This is a genomic window from Flavobacterium sp. (assembly GCF_030146175.1).
GTDB lineage: Bacteria > Bacteroidota > Bacteroidia > Flavobacteriales > Flavobacteriaceae > Flavobacterium.
In genome coordinates this window covers 19917-37121 of the sequence record NZ_JASLCE010000038.1, presented here as the reverse complement: position 1 = coordinate 37121, position 17205 = coordinate 19917, and the positions used below count along the sequence as shown (strand labels likewise).

Annotated in this window: 13 protein-coding genes; 8 read left to right on the top strand and 5 right to left on the bottom strand. The window is 40.6% G+C overall.

The window, feature by feature from the left end; all coding sequences use genetic code 11:
- Together Q1R07_RS04390 and Q1R07_RS04385 are read right to left on the bottom strand one after the other, a co-directional pair.
- A partial coding sequence (locus Q1R07_RS04390) for a DUF4876 domain-containing protein (RefSeq protein ID WP_300486362.1) occupies positions 1-1041 on the bottom strand: 1041 nt, incomplete at its 3' end.
- Between the two features lie 24 nt (positions 1042-1065).
- The gene (locus Q1R07_RS04385) at positions 1066-3795 is read right to left on the bottom strand and encodes a TonB-dependent receptor (protein WP_300486360.1); all 2730 of its coding nucleotides are present in this window, start codon (positions 3793-3795) and stop codon (positions 1066-1068) included.
- A gap of 340 nt (positions 3796-4135) precedes the next feature.
- Here Q1R07_RS04385 and ygiD point away from each other — a divergent pair, with 340 nt between their 5' ends.
- The gene (ygiD, locus tag Q1R07_RS04380; RefSeq protein ID WP_300486368.1) at positions 4136-4972 is read left to right on the top strand and encodes a 4,5-DOPA dioxygenase extradiol; all 837 of its coding nucleotides are present in this window, start codon (positions 4136-4138) and stop codon (positions 4970-4972) included.
- Positions 4973-5005: 33 nt separating this feature from the next.
- Here the strand turns inward: ygiD and Q1R07_RS04375 are convergent, their stop codons facing one another.
- Complete coding sequence (locus tag Q1R07_RS04375) at positions 5006-6196, bottom strand: serine hydrolase domain-containing protein (RefSeq protein ID WP_300486358.1); 1191 nt, start codon at positions 6194-6196, stop codon at positions 5006-5008.
- Between the two features lie 179 nt (positions 6197-6375).
- On the bottom strand, positions 6376-7494 hold the full coding sequence (locus Q1R07_RS04370; RefSeq protein ID WP_300486356.1) for a C1 family peptidase: 1119 nt from the start codon (positions 7492-7494) through the stop codon (positions 6376-6378).
- 71 nt (positions 7495-7565) lie between these two features.
- Here Q1R07_RS04370 and Q1R07_RS04365 point away from each other — a divergent pair, with 71 nt between their 5' ends.
- The 6 genes from Q1R07_RS04365 (at position 7566) to Q1R07_RS04340 (ending at position 13428) form a co-directional block, all read left to right on the top strand.
- Positions 7566-8405 carry a 1,4-dihydroxy-2-naphthoyl-CoA synthase gene (locus Q1R07_RS04365; protein ID WP_136401765.1) on the top strand — a complete coding sequence of 280 codons (840 nt, stop codon included), beginning with the start codon at positions 7566-7568 and terminating at the stop codon, positions 8403-8405.
- Positions 8406-8537: 132 nt separating this feature from the next.
- Positions 8538-9146 carry a PH domain-containing protein gene (locus tag Q1R07_RS04360; protein WP_300486353.1) on the top strand — a complete coding sequence of 203 codons (609 nt, stop codon included), beginning with the start codon at positions 8538-8540 and terminating at the stop codon, positions 9144-9146.
- Positions 9136-10617: a PH domain-containing protein gene (locus Q1R07_RS04355; protein WP_300486352.1), complete on the top strand. Its 1482-nt coding sequence runs from the start codon at positions 9136-9138 to the stop codon at positions 10615-10617. Before Q1R07_RS04360 ends, Q1R07_RS04355 begins: the two co-directional genes overlap by 11 nt.
- 41 nt (positions 10618-10658) lie before the next feature.
- Complete coding sequence (locus tag Q1R07_RS04350) at positions 10659-11567, top strand: 1,4-dihydroxy-2-naphthoate polyprenyltransferase (protein WP_300486350.1); 909 nt, start codon at positions 10659-10661, stop codon at positions 11565-11567.
- 10 nt (positions 11568-11577) lie between these two features.
- Positions 11578-12255: a metal-dependent hydrolase gene (locus tag Q1R07_RS04345; RefSeq protein WP_300486348.1), complete on the top strand. Its 678-nt coding sequence runs from the start codon at positions 11578-11580 to the stop codon at positions 12253-12255.
- A gap of 129 nt (positions 12256-12384) precedes the next feature.
- Complete coding sequence (locus Q1R07_RS04340) at positions 12385-13428, top strand: o-succinylbenzoate synthase (protein WP_300486366.1); 1044 nt, start codon at positions 12385-12387, stop codon at positions 13426-13428.
- Here the strand turns inward: Q1R07_RS04340 and Q1R07_RS04335 are convergent, their stop codons facing one another.
- Entirely contained in the window at positions 13429-13638 is a 210-nt protein-coding gene (locus Q1R07_RS04335) for a hypothetical protein (RefSeq protein WP_300486346.1), read from the bottom strand.
- 194 nt (positions 13639-13832) lie between these two features.
- On the opposite strand from Q1R07_RS04335, the gene Q1R07_RS04330 reads away from it, so the two are divergent.
- Positions 13833-17141 carry a T9SS type B sorting domain-containing protein gene (locus Q1R07_RS04330; RefSeq protein WP_300486344.1) on the top strand — a complete coding sequence of 1103 codons (3309 nt, stop codon included), beginning with the start codon at positions 13833-13835 and terminating at the stop codon, positions 17139-17141.
- Positions 17142-17205: the final 64 nt, after the last annotated feature.

The window sequence follows — 17205 nt, the reverse complement described above, 5'->3', positions numbered from 1 at the left end:
GCTGTTTAAATCGTCACCACGGAAAATCACAAAACTGTCACGTCCTAAGTTGTCTATAATTAAATCTTTGTTCGGGCTGCTGTAACCTTGTCTTCCCCAATAGGCAATTTCCATATCGGTTACCGCCGGGTTCTGAATGTCAAAACGGTATACGTCTTCTCCAAGTGCTAATCTATAGTCACCTAAATACACTTCAAAGTCAGCAGTGCTTAAATCTACCGTTAGTTCCGGATTTTGTACGCTAAGCGGTTCGCCACTGTTATCCACTAAAGGTGCTTTGTGGTTGATTCCGGTTTGTGCAATTACGATACTTTCACCCGGTAAAATAGGGTAGGTTGTTCCCGAACCCGGAATACGGATCACATAATCAGCATATACATAATCGGTATTCGCTGATGAACCAGCCGTCATACCAATCGATTTGCTCCAGTCAAACTGACCGCTAGCTAAAGTATAAGCAGCCGTTGTAGTTGATGTTTTTCCGTAAAGCTGTCCGATACATAAACCATCCGCATAGATCGTCTCGTTCGAGTTGTTATAGATTTCAATAAACTGATCTCTGAAAACCGCTCCTTGTTGCGCATGCGAACCGGCATAAGAAATTTGTTTGATTACTAAGTCTCCAATACGAACCGTTTTTAGTTTCAATTCCGTAGCGTTTACATTAGCATTGATGATCACTTGTTCCTGTGCACCGTTAAATAATACGGTTTGTGTTTCCGGAGTATATCCGAACTGTGTGTTAAACTCAGTACTGGTTAGCGTCTTAGTAGCTGTAATATTATAGGTTCCCGGGATTACTGCAGGGAAATTTGCAATACCGTTAGTTCCGGATTCGATAGTATAGGTATCGCCGGTATTGGTGTTGGTTAAAATTACAGAACCACCGTTAACCGATTGTCCGTTAAACGTGATAGGGTCGTATTTAAGGTTTACCGAAAAGTTTACCGGTTGTAGTCCGTTATTAGCATTCCCAAAATCATCATCCGAACAGGATGTGAAGGCTAATGCTGCACTGAGTAATACAAGAAATTTTTTCATGTAAGGGGGATTATAAATTAATTATTAAAATTGATATTCGATTTTGGTTCCGAAGGATAGTTGTACCATTCCTGCTTTCGGACGCTTAGTTGGTACTCCGTTGTCAATTACATCCTCGGTTTGTTTTAAGTCCAGGAAATTATTGGAATAGAATGAAAAACGGAAACCGTTTTTAAAATCTTTGGAAACGCGTAAGTGGAAATTGTGAAATACTTTTTGTAACGACCGGTCGATTAATGCGTTGTTTTGCGCTAATAACGGTAATAACGGATGCGTATCTCTTTCGGCTTCCGGGATAATTATTTTGTTTAAGTTTTCGTCGATATAGGCATATAAACGGTTACCGCTTCTATAATTGGTATTATCAATGATAAAATGTTCGCTTCGAACAGCAATTACCAATCCCACTTTTGGAAGGTGGTAATTGATATTCGCACCCAATCGGAAGCTTTTAGAATTTTCGTCGTACGGTTTTAAAACAGCCATCTTTTCCGGTCTCGGTGTCGTACTGGCGATACGTTCGTATGAATCGCGGGTATCGGTATTAACCGTTTCGGTATAACTTCCCTGAATATCGAAGGTGATGTTTTTAAACGGTGTTTTTTCAAAACTCATAAAAAATTCCAATCCCCGGTCTTTTGATTCGAATTTGTTTACCAAACGACTTTGTAAATAATAGAAAGGTGTATAACCCGTTACCTGATAGGTTGGTGTTTGTGTACCGTTAAACTGTATGTCAAGTACGGCCATATCACGTACACTTGGAATACCTTCGCTGGTGATTCCGTCGTACATTTTATTGTAAAAACCGGTTAAATTCAGGTTTCCAAAAGGTAGTTTATAATCCAGTCCCAATTCCGTACGCATACTTTTTGTCGGTTTCAGGTCTTTATTATTCGAATAATCGATAAACGTCTGCACGATTCCAAGGTTGTAATAACCCGGATAACGATAATCGCCCAAAACGGCATCATAATAACGCGGTCCGGTATAAATCTGATTTAAAGACGGTGCTTTGGATGTGATTCCGAAACCACCGCGGATCTTAAATTTATCGTATTGGTAATAACTGTTAATACGCGGTGCCAGTGTTGTAAAACCAAATTGATTATCCAAACGCACACCGGTGTTCATATAAAAAGTACTGTTTTCCCAGTTTCGGGTGATATTGTCTTCGGCGTATAGCGAAAACTGGTATTCGGCACGAATATTTTCACCATAATTATACGGTCGGAATCCCTGACCGGAGCCACCGTTGGTCGAAGCAAAAGCACTGATCATAGTTTCCGGACTTCCCAAACGCCCGCGTCCTTTATTGTCGCTGGTGCGGAAAGAGGTACCGAATAATAACGAATGGGACCAGTCACCGGTGTTAAATGTTTTGTATAAATCGGCTGACGCAAAAGAGGAGATCGGTATACCTTCTACCGCTTTAACGGATGTATAGCTCGGTAGGGTATAGGTTCCGGAATAAACCCCTTCTTCGGTACTGGTTCCAACAATACTACCACCGATGTTGACAAACTTAGATTCGTATGTTAGTTGATCACTATATCTGAAATTCGCGTTGATATCCAGATTGTCGAAGAAACTGTTTTCGCTGAATTTCCATTTAAAACGATTGGAAATGGAAAGATCTTTCTTTTTGTTTTTTACAATTTTATTATCGGTATCTTCTTCTTCGTAATTCACATTATCGTTATTAAAACCATAATCCACCGAAAAAGAGTTGCGGATATTTTTGCTTTTACTCGCCCAGCTCCACATTAAATTGGTGGTAATCCGTTCGTATTCGGTATAGGAAACACGCGGTTCGGCATTCGATTTTAAATAATTCACCGTAAGGTTTACAAAACCGATTTTATCGTTCACTTTAAAACCTTTGGCAAAACCATATTCGGTTGTTCCGTCGCGTAAGGAAGTATAGACGCGATACGGAGATTTACCGGCTTTTTGTTCGATTTTGATCAAACCGGAAGTCAGATCACCGTATTTGGCCGATGGAACTCCTTGTACGACTTCTACTTTTTCGATATTATCCACCGGAATTTCTCGTAAATCGGCACCAAAATTGGCATTGGAAAAATAACCGTTAAACCCGGAAGCCGACGACGGATCGCCAAAACCTAAAAAGTTAGGGGAGAAAGGCGGACCGTAATTTCCACCGTAGGATTGCATATTCTCGTTATTCGAAATCGGAATACCGTCAACAACAATAGCGGTTCCGAACGATTTATTTCCAAAACCGGTATTGGCGGCGGTAGAAGGACGTACCGTACGGAAAGCGATCGGTTTAAATTCGTTTAATGTAAAATTGGTAATGGCTTGTCCGGGCAATTGTTCCAGTACTTCGTTAAGTGAAAAAGCCTGAACCTGTTCGATAACCTCTCTACCAATGGTGATTTCAGAGAATTTTTTTCCTTTACGAGCCGTAACGATTACTTCATCCAGACGTAAATCCTGTTTTTGAAGGAAAACAACAATTTTAGTATTTAGGGTTTCTTTTTTGTAGTTTAATGTGGCTTCCTGTTTTCCTAAAAGTCGAAAGGTAATGCTCACCTCTTTTGTATTGGGCATTCGCAATTGAAATGTCCCCGTTTGATCGGTAATGGCCCAATCATTGGTTTCGGGATTAACAACAAATACACTTGCTAACGGTTCTTTGGTATCGCGATCGAAAACCTGTCCGTTAATGTGTTTTTGTGCCACTACAGTTTGGAAGGCGAGTAGAATAATGACGTATAATAACCTCACTTTATTTTGGGTGTTTTTTTATTGGCACAAAAATACCACCATTATTTTATTTAGACTAATACCAGATAGTGTTTTTTTGTGATTTATACCTTTTTTCTAAATAATTAACAGGTAAAAATGAGCTTTTTGTTGCTTTTTTTGGTAAAAAGAGAGAATAATCTAAATATATAGCAATATAATTTTTGTTTTATAATTGTTAACTTTATGTTTTTAATGGTAAAATGTTAAAAATCAAAAAAATAAGAGGTGTAAATGAGATAAGATGTATATTTGTATATACAAATATTGTATAGTAATGAATAGACTTGATTTTATTAAAACAATAATAGGAGGAGCAGGTATGGCAACATTATATCCGTTTTATAACTGGACACAAGATTTAAAGGAAGAAGATGTAAAACTTCCGGTTTTGTTTATCGGACATGGCTCGCCGATGAATGGTATTGAAGACAACGAATTTTCGCAAACCTGGGCCAAAATGGGAACGGAAATTCCCAAACCCAAAGCGGTACTGGTTATTTCGGCGCATTGGCTTACGAGAGGAACACATATCACCGCGATGAACCATCCCAAAACGATTCACGATTTTGGAGGATTCCCGCAGGCGTTGTTTGACGTACAATATCCCGCACCGGGAAGTCCTGAACTGGCCAAAGCTACTGCCGGATTGGTTACGACAACCGATGTTGGTTTGGATCACGATTGGGGATTGGATCACGGAACCTGGACGGTAGTACGTCATATGTATCCCAATGCAGATATTCCCGTTTTGCAATTGAGTATCGATTATAACAAACCGCCACAGTATCATTATGAACTGGCCAAGCAATTGGCGAGTCTCCGTAAAAAAGGTGTTTTGATCATTGGAAGTGGTAACATGGTACACAACCTGAGAATGGTGGCTTGGGACAAACTGGCCGAACCGGAATACGGTTACGATTGGGCTGTGGAAATGAATACGCTTTTTAAAGCTAAAATCACCGATGGTGATCATAAGGCATTGATTGCTTATGAAAATCTGAATAAAGCCGCAAAACTGGCTATTCCAACACCGGATCATTATTATCCGTTGTTGTATACGCTGGGATTACAGGATAGCAAAGATCCGACCACGTTTTTTAACGATAAAGCTGTTGGCGGTTCGTTAACGATGACGTCGGTTAAAATTGGCGTATAAAAAAACTCCGGTAGTTGTACCGGAGTTTTTTTATTATTCGTCGCTTTCTTCTTTACTGAATTTAAACGGATAATCACCAAAATGTGGTGCCAGCTTTTTGGTCTGATACGTCTTATGGGTGTATTTATTGGAAAGGGCAATGATGGAAACCGTGTCTTTTCGTAAGGTTACCAGTGATGATGTGTTTCCATGCCACCAACCGTTATGGAAAAAGTACTTCTGACCGGTTTCGAATTCCAGCATACGCACACCTAATCCGTAGTTTCGGGTTCCTTTGCGTTCGTAGCTATAGCCTTTAAACATTTCGGCTTTCATCTCCTGACTTAAAAAATCGTCGTTATAGGTCGCGATATCAAATTTTAAAAGATCACGTGGTGTGGAATAAATATTTTTATCGCCATATACCTGATCCAGAAATTCAAAGGCCAAGCGAAGGTAGTTCCCTTTATACGACTGACTCACTTCGTCTTTCTTTTTCAGATCGTCGAAAACAAACGTATGGGTCATTCCTAACGGTTCAAAGATCATTTCCTTCATCACCGTCGGATACGTTTTTCCGGTTACTTTTTCAATGATTAATGCCAGTAAGGCATAGTTCGTATTACAATATCCGAAACGGGTACCCGGTTGGGATTCCAAGCCTACGTTTTTAGTCGCCAGTATAGTGAGTACATCCTGATTGGTTAAGGTTTTTTTCTTGTCCCAAACACCCTTGTCTGCGGTAAAGTAGGCATAGTTTCGCAATCCGCTACGGTGGTTTAACAACATCCGTACCGTGGTTTTTTCATACGGGAACTCAGGAAGGTAGTTTTTAACGGGCAGGTCAAACTTGATTTTTCCTTCTTCGGCCAGTTTCATTACAGTTACTGCCGTGATCATTTTGCTCACCGAAGCAATATGGATCGGTGTGTCTTCGGTTATTTTATCACCTTTTTCCTTATAAGCATAGCCACTATAATTTTCGTAAATAATCTGACCGTTTTTGGCCACCAAAAAACCGCCGCTATAATCGCTGGCATTATAGTGTTTGTTATAAAAGCGTTCTACAAAAGCTTTGTTATCCGAAATAAAACGAGTGGAAACCTTGGGTAATTTAATCGAAAAATCGCCGGCTAGTAAGGCTGTATCGTTAGAGTTATTATCGGAATCTCGGGAATTATCTTTTTTATTGCAGGCTACTAATAATAATATGGAAAATAGAGGTATATATTGTTTCAGTTTCATTGAATGCGTTCCGGGTAAAATTTAGTAAAAGGCAAATATAAATAACACATAGTATTTATAAAATGCATTGGGGAATTATTTCTGTTAAAATTTTCCGCCAAAACAGATTCCGAAGGCCATAAAAAAAGGACTGTCTTTAAAATAGACGGTCCTTTTATAGTTGTTTTTTGACGTATTATTTACAGTCCCAGTTTTTTACGGGTATCTTTTTGTAAGGCGTCTTTATGAACCAGAACCGAGATCGATTTTAGTTTCATATACGGAACACTCATATAAACATAACCGCCATTGGCAACACGATTCGGATCGGTTCCCCATGAGTTTTTTACTTTATAGTATACGTTTCCTTTTTGGTCTTTTACTTTTCCAACAATATGCATCAGGTGATCATCCTGAGTTGCTAAATTTTCAAATTCCGCCTGACGGTATTCCGGTGTAATCGCTTTTTCCGGTTTGATTTCGGTTAAGATGGTTTTGGTATCGGCATCATCATTCGGAATCACAGCAACGCCATATTTTCCGGAGAACGTCGGTTCGCTCACGTCACAATCCAGTTCCACGGTAAAACCATTGGCCAGCGCATTATCGATATTCGCGATATATTCTTCCAGTGGAAGGTTGTAAAAACTACCGTTCGAAAAGTTATCCGGAACATTCAGAATAAACGTCCCGTAATTGGGCGTATGCGTAAACGAAGTAATGGTTACATAGTCTTTCGGGGTGATTTTGGTCATTGCCTGAAAGCTTTTCGGTGTATATTTTTTTCCTTCGTAAGTAAATTCTGTTACATTTTTACCGATATAAATATCCAGCATCGCATCGATGGCTTTTTTCCAGTTTGGCGATAATTTTTTTCCCGGATTTTCGGCATAGGCTTTTAACATACTTTCCATTACGGCCACCATTTCGGCGTGATTAAAGGTTTCGGATGTTCCGTTAAGTCCTGTAAAAACGCTATTCGGAACCAAACCGTAATCGGCTACGCTATTGATCACATCATGTGCCAATCCGCCTTCTCCAAATTGCGCTTTGCCCTGACGCATAATATAGTTTTCCGCTTTTTTAGGATAGGTGTTGCGTACCTGATACATTTCGGATAAATCGATTTTCTTTCCGGTTAAACGAATCACTTCCGATTCCAGGAAAGAAGAAGTAGAAAAACTCCAGCAGGTTCCGGTGTTACCCTGACTGATTACTGGTAAGGCCTCTAGGTCGGTAACGGTTTGAAACTCATATTTTTGAGCCTGAGCCGAAAAAATCAAACCCAGTAAGGCTGCCGAAACAAAAATTTTTTTCATTGTATTATAATTTTTTTGGAAGTGCAAGATAATGCAAAAAATGATTTATTTTTACGCTAAAATTTAAAAATATGAGTACGATCAACTGGCAAACTGTTCGGGAATTCGAAGACATAACCTATAAGAAATGCAACGGGGTAGCCCGTATTGCGTTTAATCGTCCGGATGTGCGCAATGCCTTCCGTCCGAAAACAACAAGTGAATTATATCAGGCTTTCTACGATGCACAGGAAGATACTTCCATTGGCGTTGTATTATTGTCGGCCGAAGGACCTTCGTCTAAAGACGGAGTATATTCGTTTTGTAGTGGCGGTGATCAAAAAGCAAGAGGACACCAGGGCTATGTAGGTGAAGATGGTATGCACCGTTTAAACATTCTGGAAGTACAACGATTGATCCGTTTTATGCCAAAAGCGGTTATTGCCGTAGTACCGGGATGGGCTGTTGGTGGCGGACATAGTTTGCACGTGGTTTGTGACCTGACACTGGCAAGTAAAGAACACGCCATTTTTAAACAAACCGATGCCGATGTAACCAGTTTTGACGGTGGATACGGATCGGCGTATCTGGCGAAAATGGTCGGACAGAAAAAAGCAAGAGAGATTTTCTTTTTAGGCCGTAATTATTCGGCTCAGGAAGCATTTGAAATGGGAATGGTTAATGCCGTAATTCCGCATGCGGAACTGGAAGATACCGCTTATGAATGGGCACAGGAAATTTTGGCAAAATCGCCAACGTCTATCAAAATGTTGAAATTTGCGATGAATCTTACCGACGACGGAATGGTAGGACAACAGGTATTTGCCGGAGAAGCGACGCGTTTGGCCTATATGACCGATGAAGCGGTAGAAGGAAGAAACGCCTTTTTGGAAAAACGCAAACCAAACTTCGAAAAGAAATGGATTCCATAATGGATAGCCTATAATACGATTGGCATTCAGATGCCGTAAAAGAGTAGGAGTTTCTCCTACTTTTTTATGCAATAATAATTGGAACACTATAAAAATCGTTCAGAACAAATTCCTATTTTTGAAACTATAGAAATGGATACCGACCAAAACACAACTACTATGGAATCGTTTACCAATACCAGTATTGATACCCGTGAGTTACCGCGATTTGAAGCGGTTGACTTTGAACCGCTACAAGCCGACTATAAAAAAGTCATCTTTTTTAATACCGCTGTTTTTGCATTGATTCTGATCGGAATTTTGGGTGCGTTTCTGCTGATCAATCCGGATCTGGTTTTTGGAACCGTATTGTTAATTGGTGTTTTGGCGATTGTATTTGTCATTATAATGACGCTGGTAATTGCCTTGGTTTCTTTTCGCAAAAAAGGATTTGCCTTTCGCCAGCATGATGTACTATTTAAAAGTGGTGTGATTGCTACAACTATAATTGTCATTCCATATAACCGGGTGCAACATGTCGCGTTACACGAAGGACCGGTTTCCCGAAAACTGGATCTTGCCACAATCGAAATTTTTACGGCCGGAGGTAGCGGAAGCGATATTCGTATTGCCGGACTCCGAAGAGAACAGGCCGATCGTATCAAACAATTGATAATGGCCAAATTAATCGAAGAAATACCGTCGATTGCATCCGAAAACAACGAGGTTCCACCGGTAAAACCTGCGGAAGATGAACTTTAACGAACCACAACGCCAATCACTGGTCGGAATTCTGGTTATGTTTACGGATACGTTTCAGCGTATCGTACGCGGACTATGGCCGATTTTGGTGATTTGGCTTTTTAAATTTAACGAACTCAATAAAGCACTGGTTGTTTCGGGAATTGTCGGACTGTTTGTGTTTGTCGCCATTGTGGCCTATTTGCAATACCGGAATTTTACGTTTTATATAGACGATCAGAACGAAGAGTTTATTATTCATAAAGGTGTATTGAACAAAACGCGGATTGCGATCAAACTGCAAAAAATCCAACAGGTCACAATCAACCAATCGTTTGTTCAAAAACTGATTGGCGTTTATGCACTGGATGTCGATACTGCCGGAACTCAGAAAAAGGAAGCTGTAATCCGGGCCGTTTCACAACAATTGGCACAGGCTTTAAAAATGCGTTTGCTGGAAGGGGAAAAAAACAACGAATCGGAAACCATCGATACGGAGCAAACCAAACCTTTTATCAAAATCAGTTTTTCCAGTTTGTTTAAGATTGGAATTACTTCGAATTACCTTCGCAGTTTTGCCCTGCTAATTGCCTTTTTCGGAACGATTTACGAAAATGTTCAAAGCTATATGCGGGCGAATGAAATCGACGGTGAAAAATTCGATACCTATATCGATAAAGGACTCGCGATGTATTCGATCACGATTTTTGTACTTATTCTTTTGGGAATATTATTGTTTTTAAACCTTGGACGAACGATTATTAAATATTTCGATTTTAAAATCACCCGGCAACACCAGTCGTTGTTACTATCATACGGTTTACTGAACACGAAAAATACGATCATCCGTCCGGAAAAAGTACAGATCGTTTCCACCAGTCGGAATTACCTGCAAAAGAAAATGAATACGCTTACCCTGAAAATACGACAGGCTTCCGGGAATGCCGATCAGGAGGAAAACGACAAACAGGCAATTACCATTCCGGGATGTTCCGAAGCCGAACGCGATCGCATCATGGCATTGCTGTTTCATAAAATTCCGGAACAGGGCGTTGCTTTAGTTCCGAATATCAGGAGATTAATCGTAGGTACTATCCTGTACCTGTTTGTACCGATGTTGATTTTGTTTTTATTGTATGAATTTACCGTGTTACCTATAGCGGAATACCTTATTTTTGTACCATTATATATCGTATTCACCGGTTTGTTGTTGTATTTTGGTTTTCGAAACAACCGTTTGTTTGTCACCGACGAATTTATCATTTGTAGAAAAGGCGTTTGGGACATCGAACACCAGATCATCGAACCGCATAAAATACAAGCCATTCGTACGAGTCAGTTATTCTGGCATAAAAGTGCCGATATCGGGAGTATTACGCTCTATACGGCCGGAGGAAAAATAACCTTCCATTTGGGCGATTTTTCAAAAATAAAAGAACTGGTAAACCTATGGTTATATCAGGTGGAAACCACGCCGAAAGGTTGGATGTAGCAGGAAGAAAAGAATAAAGAGAAAAGAATAAAGAAAATACTATGAGTGCCAAAATCTGGCTTGAAGCCGCACGATTAAGAACCCTTCCGTTATCCATTTCCGGAATATTGGTAGGAAGTTTTTATGCTTATAAACACTATTCGGATAATTCCAATTACTGGGTTATTTTTGGTTTGGCGTTTCTGACAACCTTAGGGTTACAGGTGCTTTCGAACTTTGCCAACGATTATGGTGATGGTGTTAAAGGAACCGATAATAAAGATCGAATCGGTCCGCAGCGCGCGATACAAAGTGGTGCCATTACGCCCGAACAGATGAAAAAAGGAATCATTATCGTATCGGTTGCCACTTTAATCATTGCAATAACGCTTATTTATGCGTCGTTTGGCAGTGACAATTTCGGATTTTCCCTGTTTTTCTTTGTATTGGGATTAGCGGCTATTACGGCAGCGATCAAATACACCGTTGGAAAATCGGCCTACGGATATAGAGGGTTGGGCGACCTGTTTGTGTTTATCTTCTTCGGATTGGTGAGCGTACTTGGAACCAATTTCCTGTTTGCGCAAGCACTGGACATCAAACTGTTTTTACCAGCGATAAGTGTCGGTTTGCTAAGTGTAGCGGTACTTAACCTAAACAATATGCGCGATCGCGAATCCGATATCAAATCCGGAAAAAATACATTAGTCGTAAAAATTGGCGCTCAAAATGCAAAACGTTACCATATTGGTATTGTGCTAATCGCCATGCTATTGGGATTGGTATTTGCTATCTGGTCTGACTTTGAATGGAAACAGTACCTTTTTGTAATAGCCTATATTCCGCTTTTAAAACATCTGAAAACAGTTATCGATAATAAAGATCCGAAAGCATTGGATCCCGAACTGAAAAAAGTAGCTTTGAGTACGTTTCTTTTTTCTGTTTTACTATCAATAGTATTAACTTTTTAAACAACAAACTATGAAAATTACATTTTACGGACATGCCTGTTTGGGAATTGAAGTGAGTGGAAAACACCTTTTGGTGGATCCGTTTATTTCCGGAAATCCGAAAGCTGCCCATATTGATATCAATACGATAAAAGCCGATTATATTTTACTAACGCATGCGCATAACGACCATACGTTGGATGTGGAAGCTATTGCTGCCAGAACCAATGCTGTAATCGTTTCGAACTACGAAATTGCCGCACATTACGGTAACAAAGGCTTTCAATACCACCCGATGAATCATGGCGGAAGCTGGAAATTCGATTTCGGAACGGTAAAATACGTAAACGCGATTCATACCAGTTCGTTTGGCGACGGAAGTTATGGCGGTCAGCCCGGTGGATTTGTAATTGAAGGGGAACACAAAAATATCTACATTGCCGGTGATACGGCGCTTACAATGGATATGAAATTGATCCCGATGCGTACCAAACTGGACCTGGCTATTTTACCGATTGGAAGTAATTTTACGATGGATGTGGACGACGCGATTATCGCATCCGATTTTGTAGCCTGCGATAAAGTATTGGGCTATCATTTCGATACATTCGGTTATATTGAAATCAACCACGATGAAGCAATCCGTAAATTCTTTAACCGCGGAAAAGACCTGATGTTACTGGAAATCGGAGCTTCTATTGATCTTTAAAGAGAAAAGAAGAAAGACGAAAGAATAAAGAGAAAAGAAAACTATACAATAAGATTTATGGAAGGAAACCAATTGCCGACTGTAAATCTTATTTTAATTTAAAACCATCCGGTTATGTCCGATTCCACAATAAACGCTGCCTACCAAAAATACACTTTACAGTTTAAAAGACCTTCCGGGACTTCCAGAGGCGTATTAACCGAAAAAGAAACCTGGTTTATCATCCTTAAAAAAGACGGAAAAACCGGAATAGGCGAGTGCGGTATTTTAAGAAGTCTGAGTATCGATGACCGGCCGGATTATGAAGAAAAACTACGTTGGACCTGCGAAAACATTCATTTAGGCGAAGCGGTTTTGTGGGAACGCTTACAGGAATTTCCATCCATTCAATTCGGACTGGAAATGGCTTTCCGATCGCTGGAAGCTGCCGATCCGTTTGTATTGTTTCCGTCTGATTTTACCCGTTCGGAACAAAACATTCCGATTAACGGTTTGGTATGGATGGGCGACGAAGCCTTTATGAAACAGCAAATCGAAGAAAAACTGGAACAGGGATTCCGATGTATCAAACTCAAAATCGGAGCCATCGACTTTCAGACAGAAATTGACCTGTTGGCTTTTATCCGCAGTAATTTTGACCCGGGAACCATTGAAATCCGCGTCGATGCCAATGGTGCTTTTAAAAAAGAAGATGCCTTGGAAAAACTCGAAAAGCTTTCGGAATTTAGTCTGCATAGTATCGAACAACCCATCCGACAAGGAAATATAGATGCCATGGCACAATTATGTAGCGAAACACCGTTACCGATTGCTCTGGATGAAGAACTAATCGGTGTTTTTACAAAAACCGAAAAGGAAAGGTTGCTGCAAACCATCCGCCCGCAATACATTATTTTAAAACCCAGCCTGGTTGGTGGCTTCCGTGGTACACAGGAATGGATTGATCTGGCCGAAAAAGAGAACATCGGCTGGTGGATTACTTCGGCTTTGGAAAGTAATATCGGATTAAATGCCATTGCACAATGGACGTATACGCTACAAAATAAAATGCCCCAGGGACTGGGGACAGGTGGTCTTTATACGAATAATTTTGATTGCCCGCTGATAGTGGCAGCAGGGTATTTGGGATATCAGGCCGGTGCCAATTGGAATATTACAGCCTTGACGCTTTAATTATTTGCGATTGATATAGCGTCGTTTTTTATTGATATAAAAACTTATATAAGAACCCACCATGACTATGGCAATGATCACAGTGAGCAGGATAATTAATGATTTGAACAACTCCGTTGTAAAATCCAGATCATCGAAATAGAAATACAACTGTGTAAAGGAGTAAATCGCCATAAAAAAGTAAATAACGGATAGTGATCTTGCCTTCATTTGAGTATTGTTTTACATATAGAGGCAAATGTAGCCGATCCCTTAATACCAAAATAGGGGAAAAACCCGGTATTTTTTATAAATTAATACGGAATGGGTTTTTTAGATTCGCCATTTTTTGTTCGCTCTTTTTTAAGACTTTAGCTTTTTGCTGACTTTTAATTGTCTATATTTGTCTGTTTTTTTCTTAACATATGATCAAAAAATATTTTATTCTCCTGTTTTTGTCCAGTATTAGTATTTATGGGCAGGGAGAAGCGAACAACTGGTTTTTTGGCAGCGGTGCCGGACTTCATTTTGACGCTAACGGAAATGTAACCTCACTTCCCAACGGACAGATTTATACAACGGAAGGTTGCAGCTCAATTTCCAGTGCCAGTGGCGATTTATTATTTTATACCGACGGGCGTACGGTTTGGGATCGCAATCATGTTAAAATGCCCAATGGCGATTATTTTGCCGGTCGGGGTTTATTTGGAGATCCATCCAGTACCCAATCCGGTATCATTATTCCAAAACCGGGAAATCCGGATGTCTATTATATTTTTACGGTAGACGAACCGCATCATGAAAATGCAGCGACCTATCCGAACCGTAATACAGCAGTAACAATGGATGAAGACGACGGTTTTAATAACGGTTTTAATTACTCCATTGTAAACCTTTCGGTAGTGGGTAACAACGGAAGTATTGGTAATGTAACCACCCGAAACACACACCTGATTACGTATGATCCGAATCCAAACGGAGAGGAAATCAAATACAAATGTTCCGAAAAAATTACAGCTGTTAGAGACGGTTCCGGTGGCTATTGGGTGATTACTCATTTTGTAAATCGCTTTTATGCTTTCCGGATTACTTCGACTGGCGTAGGGCAAACTCCGGTTGTATCGACTTTAGATCCTGTTATTGGTACATCTGGTTACCGACGTAATGCAATTGGTTATCTGAAAGCCTCACCAAATGGCGAAAAACTAGCCATTGCCCATTCTCAAAGCGGATCGGTTACCGGAGGAACAGAAAACAACGGATCCGTTTATTTATATGACTTCGATCGAAATACCGGTATGGTTTCCAATCCACAGGCTTTAAAAACGATGGTCAATCCTTATGGCGTTGAGTTTTCGGCACAATCGAAAAAATTATATGCCACTATGCGAACCGATAGTGGAAATGTTCTGATGCAATTCGATTTGGAACAAAGCAATATTCCGGCTTCCGGAACAGTAGTCGGTGGTATTGGCAGTACGGGCGCCTTACAATTGGGGCCTAATAAAAAAATATACTTTTCGAATGTTAGTTCTGCTACTTTAGGTGTTATTAATGATCCGGAAGAATCGGGTTTTCAGTGTGATTTTGTTCCCAATGGTGTTACGTTGGCCTATGGTATGGCTACCTTAGGATTACCGCCTTTTATAACATCGGTGTTTAATCCGAGTTTTCAGGTGGCGAATACCTGTTTGGGCGATACGACGACATTTACATTACCGCCTTCTTTTTTAAACCAGGCCAATGCTGGTACCTTAACCTGGGATTTTGGAGACGGATCTCCGACGTCCAATGTAACCGAGCCGACACATGTATATGCTACTGTAGGAAATTATCAGGTTACGCTAACCATTACGGTAAACGGGGAAAGTTCTTCCACGACACAAAATGTTATCATACATGAAGTACCGAATGCTTTTCCGGCAACGGACTTGCATTTATGCGATACCGATAGCGACGGGCGAATGACAATCGATTTGCAGCAACAGGATAATGCGATCTTAAACGGACAAAACACCACTACTTTTGAAGTGCGCTATTTTACGTCTGCAACAGATGCTACTTCCAATACCAATACGGTCAATGCGGCGGCTTTCCAGAATACAACAGCGGCGTTTACAATTTACGCGCGCGTTCAAAACCGGAACAATGCGGCCTGTTATGCGTTGACTAATTTTAATGTGACGGTAACACCGAAACCGCAGATTATAAGCGCAGCCAATTATGTACTATGTGACGATGCTACGGCCACTGGAATACAAACGTTTAATTTGCCAACGCGTGTAGCTGGTATATTAGGTACGCAAAATGCGGCAGATTATAACATCAGTTTCCATTTAAACCAGACACAAGCCGATACCAAATCCAATCCGTTACCGGATAATTATACGAATACGACTCCTAATGACCAGGAGATTTTTATCCGCATTGAAAACAAAAACAATCCGAATTGTTATACCACGGCAAGCATACACCTAAAAGTAAATGCGCTACCGGTAGCAACCCCGGCTATTTTAGTACAATGTGATTTCGGATTAAATCCGGACGGGCTAACGACTTTTAACCTGACGGAAGCCAATGCGACACTTACCAATGGTAATGCAAACCTCGTGACGACATTCTTTAACAATGCGACTGACGAAGCCAATAATACCAATCCGTTAGCGGCTAGCTTTACCAACACAACTAATCCGCAAATGCTAACGGTACGTGTAACGGATACGACAACCGGTTGTTATACGACCACAACACTGGAATTGCAGGTAACGCTCACACCAACACAGCGTTTTGAATTAAATACCTGTTCGGATACGGCTTATGCTGCTTTTACCTTAACAGACACCGGACTGGAAGCACCCGGAACGGATGTAGCGTATTATGCAACACTTACGGATGCCTTACTGGAGCAAAACGAATTGAACACGACTTTTACCAATACCATTCCAACCACTCAGTTTATTTACGCCCGTATTGAAACGAATAACGATTGTAACGGATTACACGAGATAAAACTAAACGTACGACCACTTCCTCCGGTTGCCGATGATTTTGCTCCGATATTATGTGCGCATACGTCTATACTGTTATCTGCCGGAATTGCCGATGCGAACCGTTACGATTTCCTATGGTCCAACGGCGCAACAACACCGCTTTTATCGGTAAATACAGCGGGAACCTATACCGTAAAAGTAACCGACAAAGTATACGGATGTTCGGCCACGCGTACGATCACGGTAATTGCTTCGGATGTAGCGGTGATAACCGCTGTTGAAGTAAACGATTTATCGGATAACGATGCCAATACAGTAGCCGTATATGTTACAGGAAGTAGTGATCATTATGTTTATGCTTTGGATAACGAAGAAGGACCGTATCAGGACAGTAATTTTTTCGCAAATGTAGAAGCGGGCGTTCATACGGTATATGTAAAAGATTTCCACGGTTGCGGAACGGTTAAAAAACGTATCGCCGTATTGGGAATCCCGAAATTCTTTACACCAAATGGTGACGGCTATAACGATCTATGGCGCATTAAAGGAGCTACGATCAGCCCTTATAAAGATGCCATCGTAACTATTTTCGACCGATACGGAAAAATGGTATACCAAATGAAAGCATCCGGCGGATGGGACGGAATCTATAACCGAGAACCATTACCATCGACTGATTACTGGTATGTATTGGTTTTGCCGGACGGAAGGGAAGTCAAAGGGCATTTTAGTTTAAAACGATAATAAAAAAGGGTTGTTTGCATTTGCGACAACCCTTTTTTTAACCTGTCAGGTTTCAAAGACCTGA

What these genes read in the sequence shown, in the direction of transcription:
- ygiD (WP_300486368.1), top strand. Translation starts at nt 4,136, where the DNA reads ATGGCAACATTATATCCGTTTTATAACTGGACACAAGATTTAAAGGAA.
- Q1R07_RS04375 (WP_300486358.1), bottom strand. Translation starts at nt 6,196, where the DNA reads ATGAAACTGAAACAATATATACCTCTATTTTCCATATTATTATTAGTA.
- Q1R07_RS04370 (WP_300486356.1), bottom strand. Translation starts at nt 7,494, where the DNA reads ATGAAAAAAATTTTTGTTTCGGCAGCCTTACTGGGTTTGATTTTTTCG.
- Q1R07_RS04365 (WP_136401765.1), top strand. Translation starts at nt 7,566, where the DNA reads ATGAGTACGATCAACTGGCAAACTGTTCGGGAATTCGAAGACATAACC.
- Q1R07_RS04360 (WP_300486353.1), top strand. Translation starts at nt 8,538, where the DNA reads ATGGATACCGACCAAAACACAACTACTATGGAATCGTTTACCAATACC.
- Q1R07_RS04355 (WP_300486352.1), top strand. Translation starts at nt 9,136, where the DNA reads ATGAACTTTAACGAACCACAACGCCAATCACTGGTCGGAATTCTGGTT.
- Q1R07_RS04350 (WP_300486350.1), top strand. Translation starts at nt 10,659, where the DNA reads ATGAGTGCCAAAATCTGGCTTGAAGCCGCACGATTAAGAACCCTTCCG.
- Q1R07_RS04345 (WP_300486348.1), top strand. Translation starts at nt 11,578, where the DNA reads ATGAAAATTACATTTTACGGACATGCCTGTTTGGGAATTGAAGTGAGT.
- Q1R07_RS04335 (WP_300486346.1), bottom strand. Translation starts at nt 13,638, where the DNA reads ATGAAGGCAAGATCACTATCCGTTATTTACTTTTTTATGGCGATTTAC.
- Q1R07_RS04330 (WP_300486344.1), top strand. Translation starts at nt 13,833, where the DNA reads ATGATCAAAAAATATTTTATTCTCCTGTTTTTGTCCAGTATTAGTATT.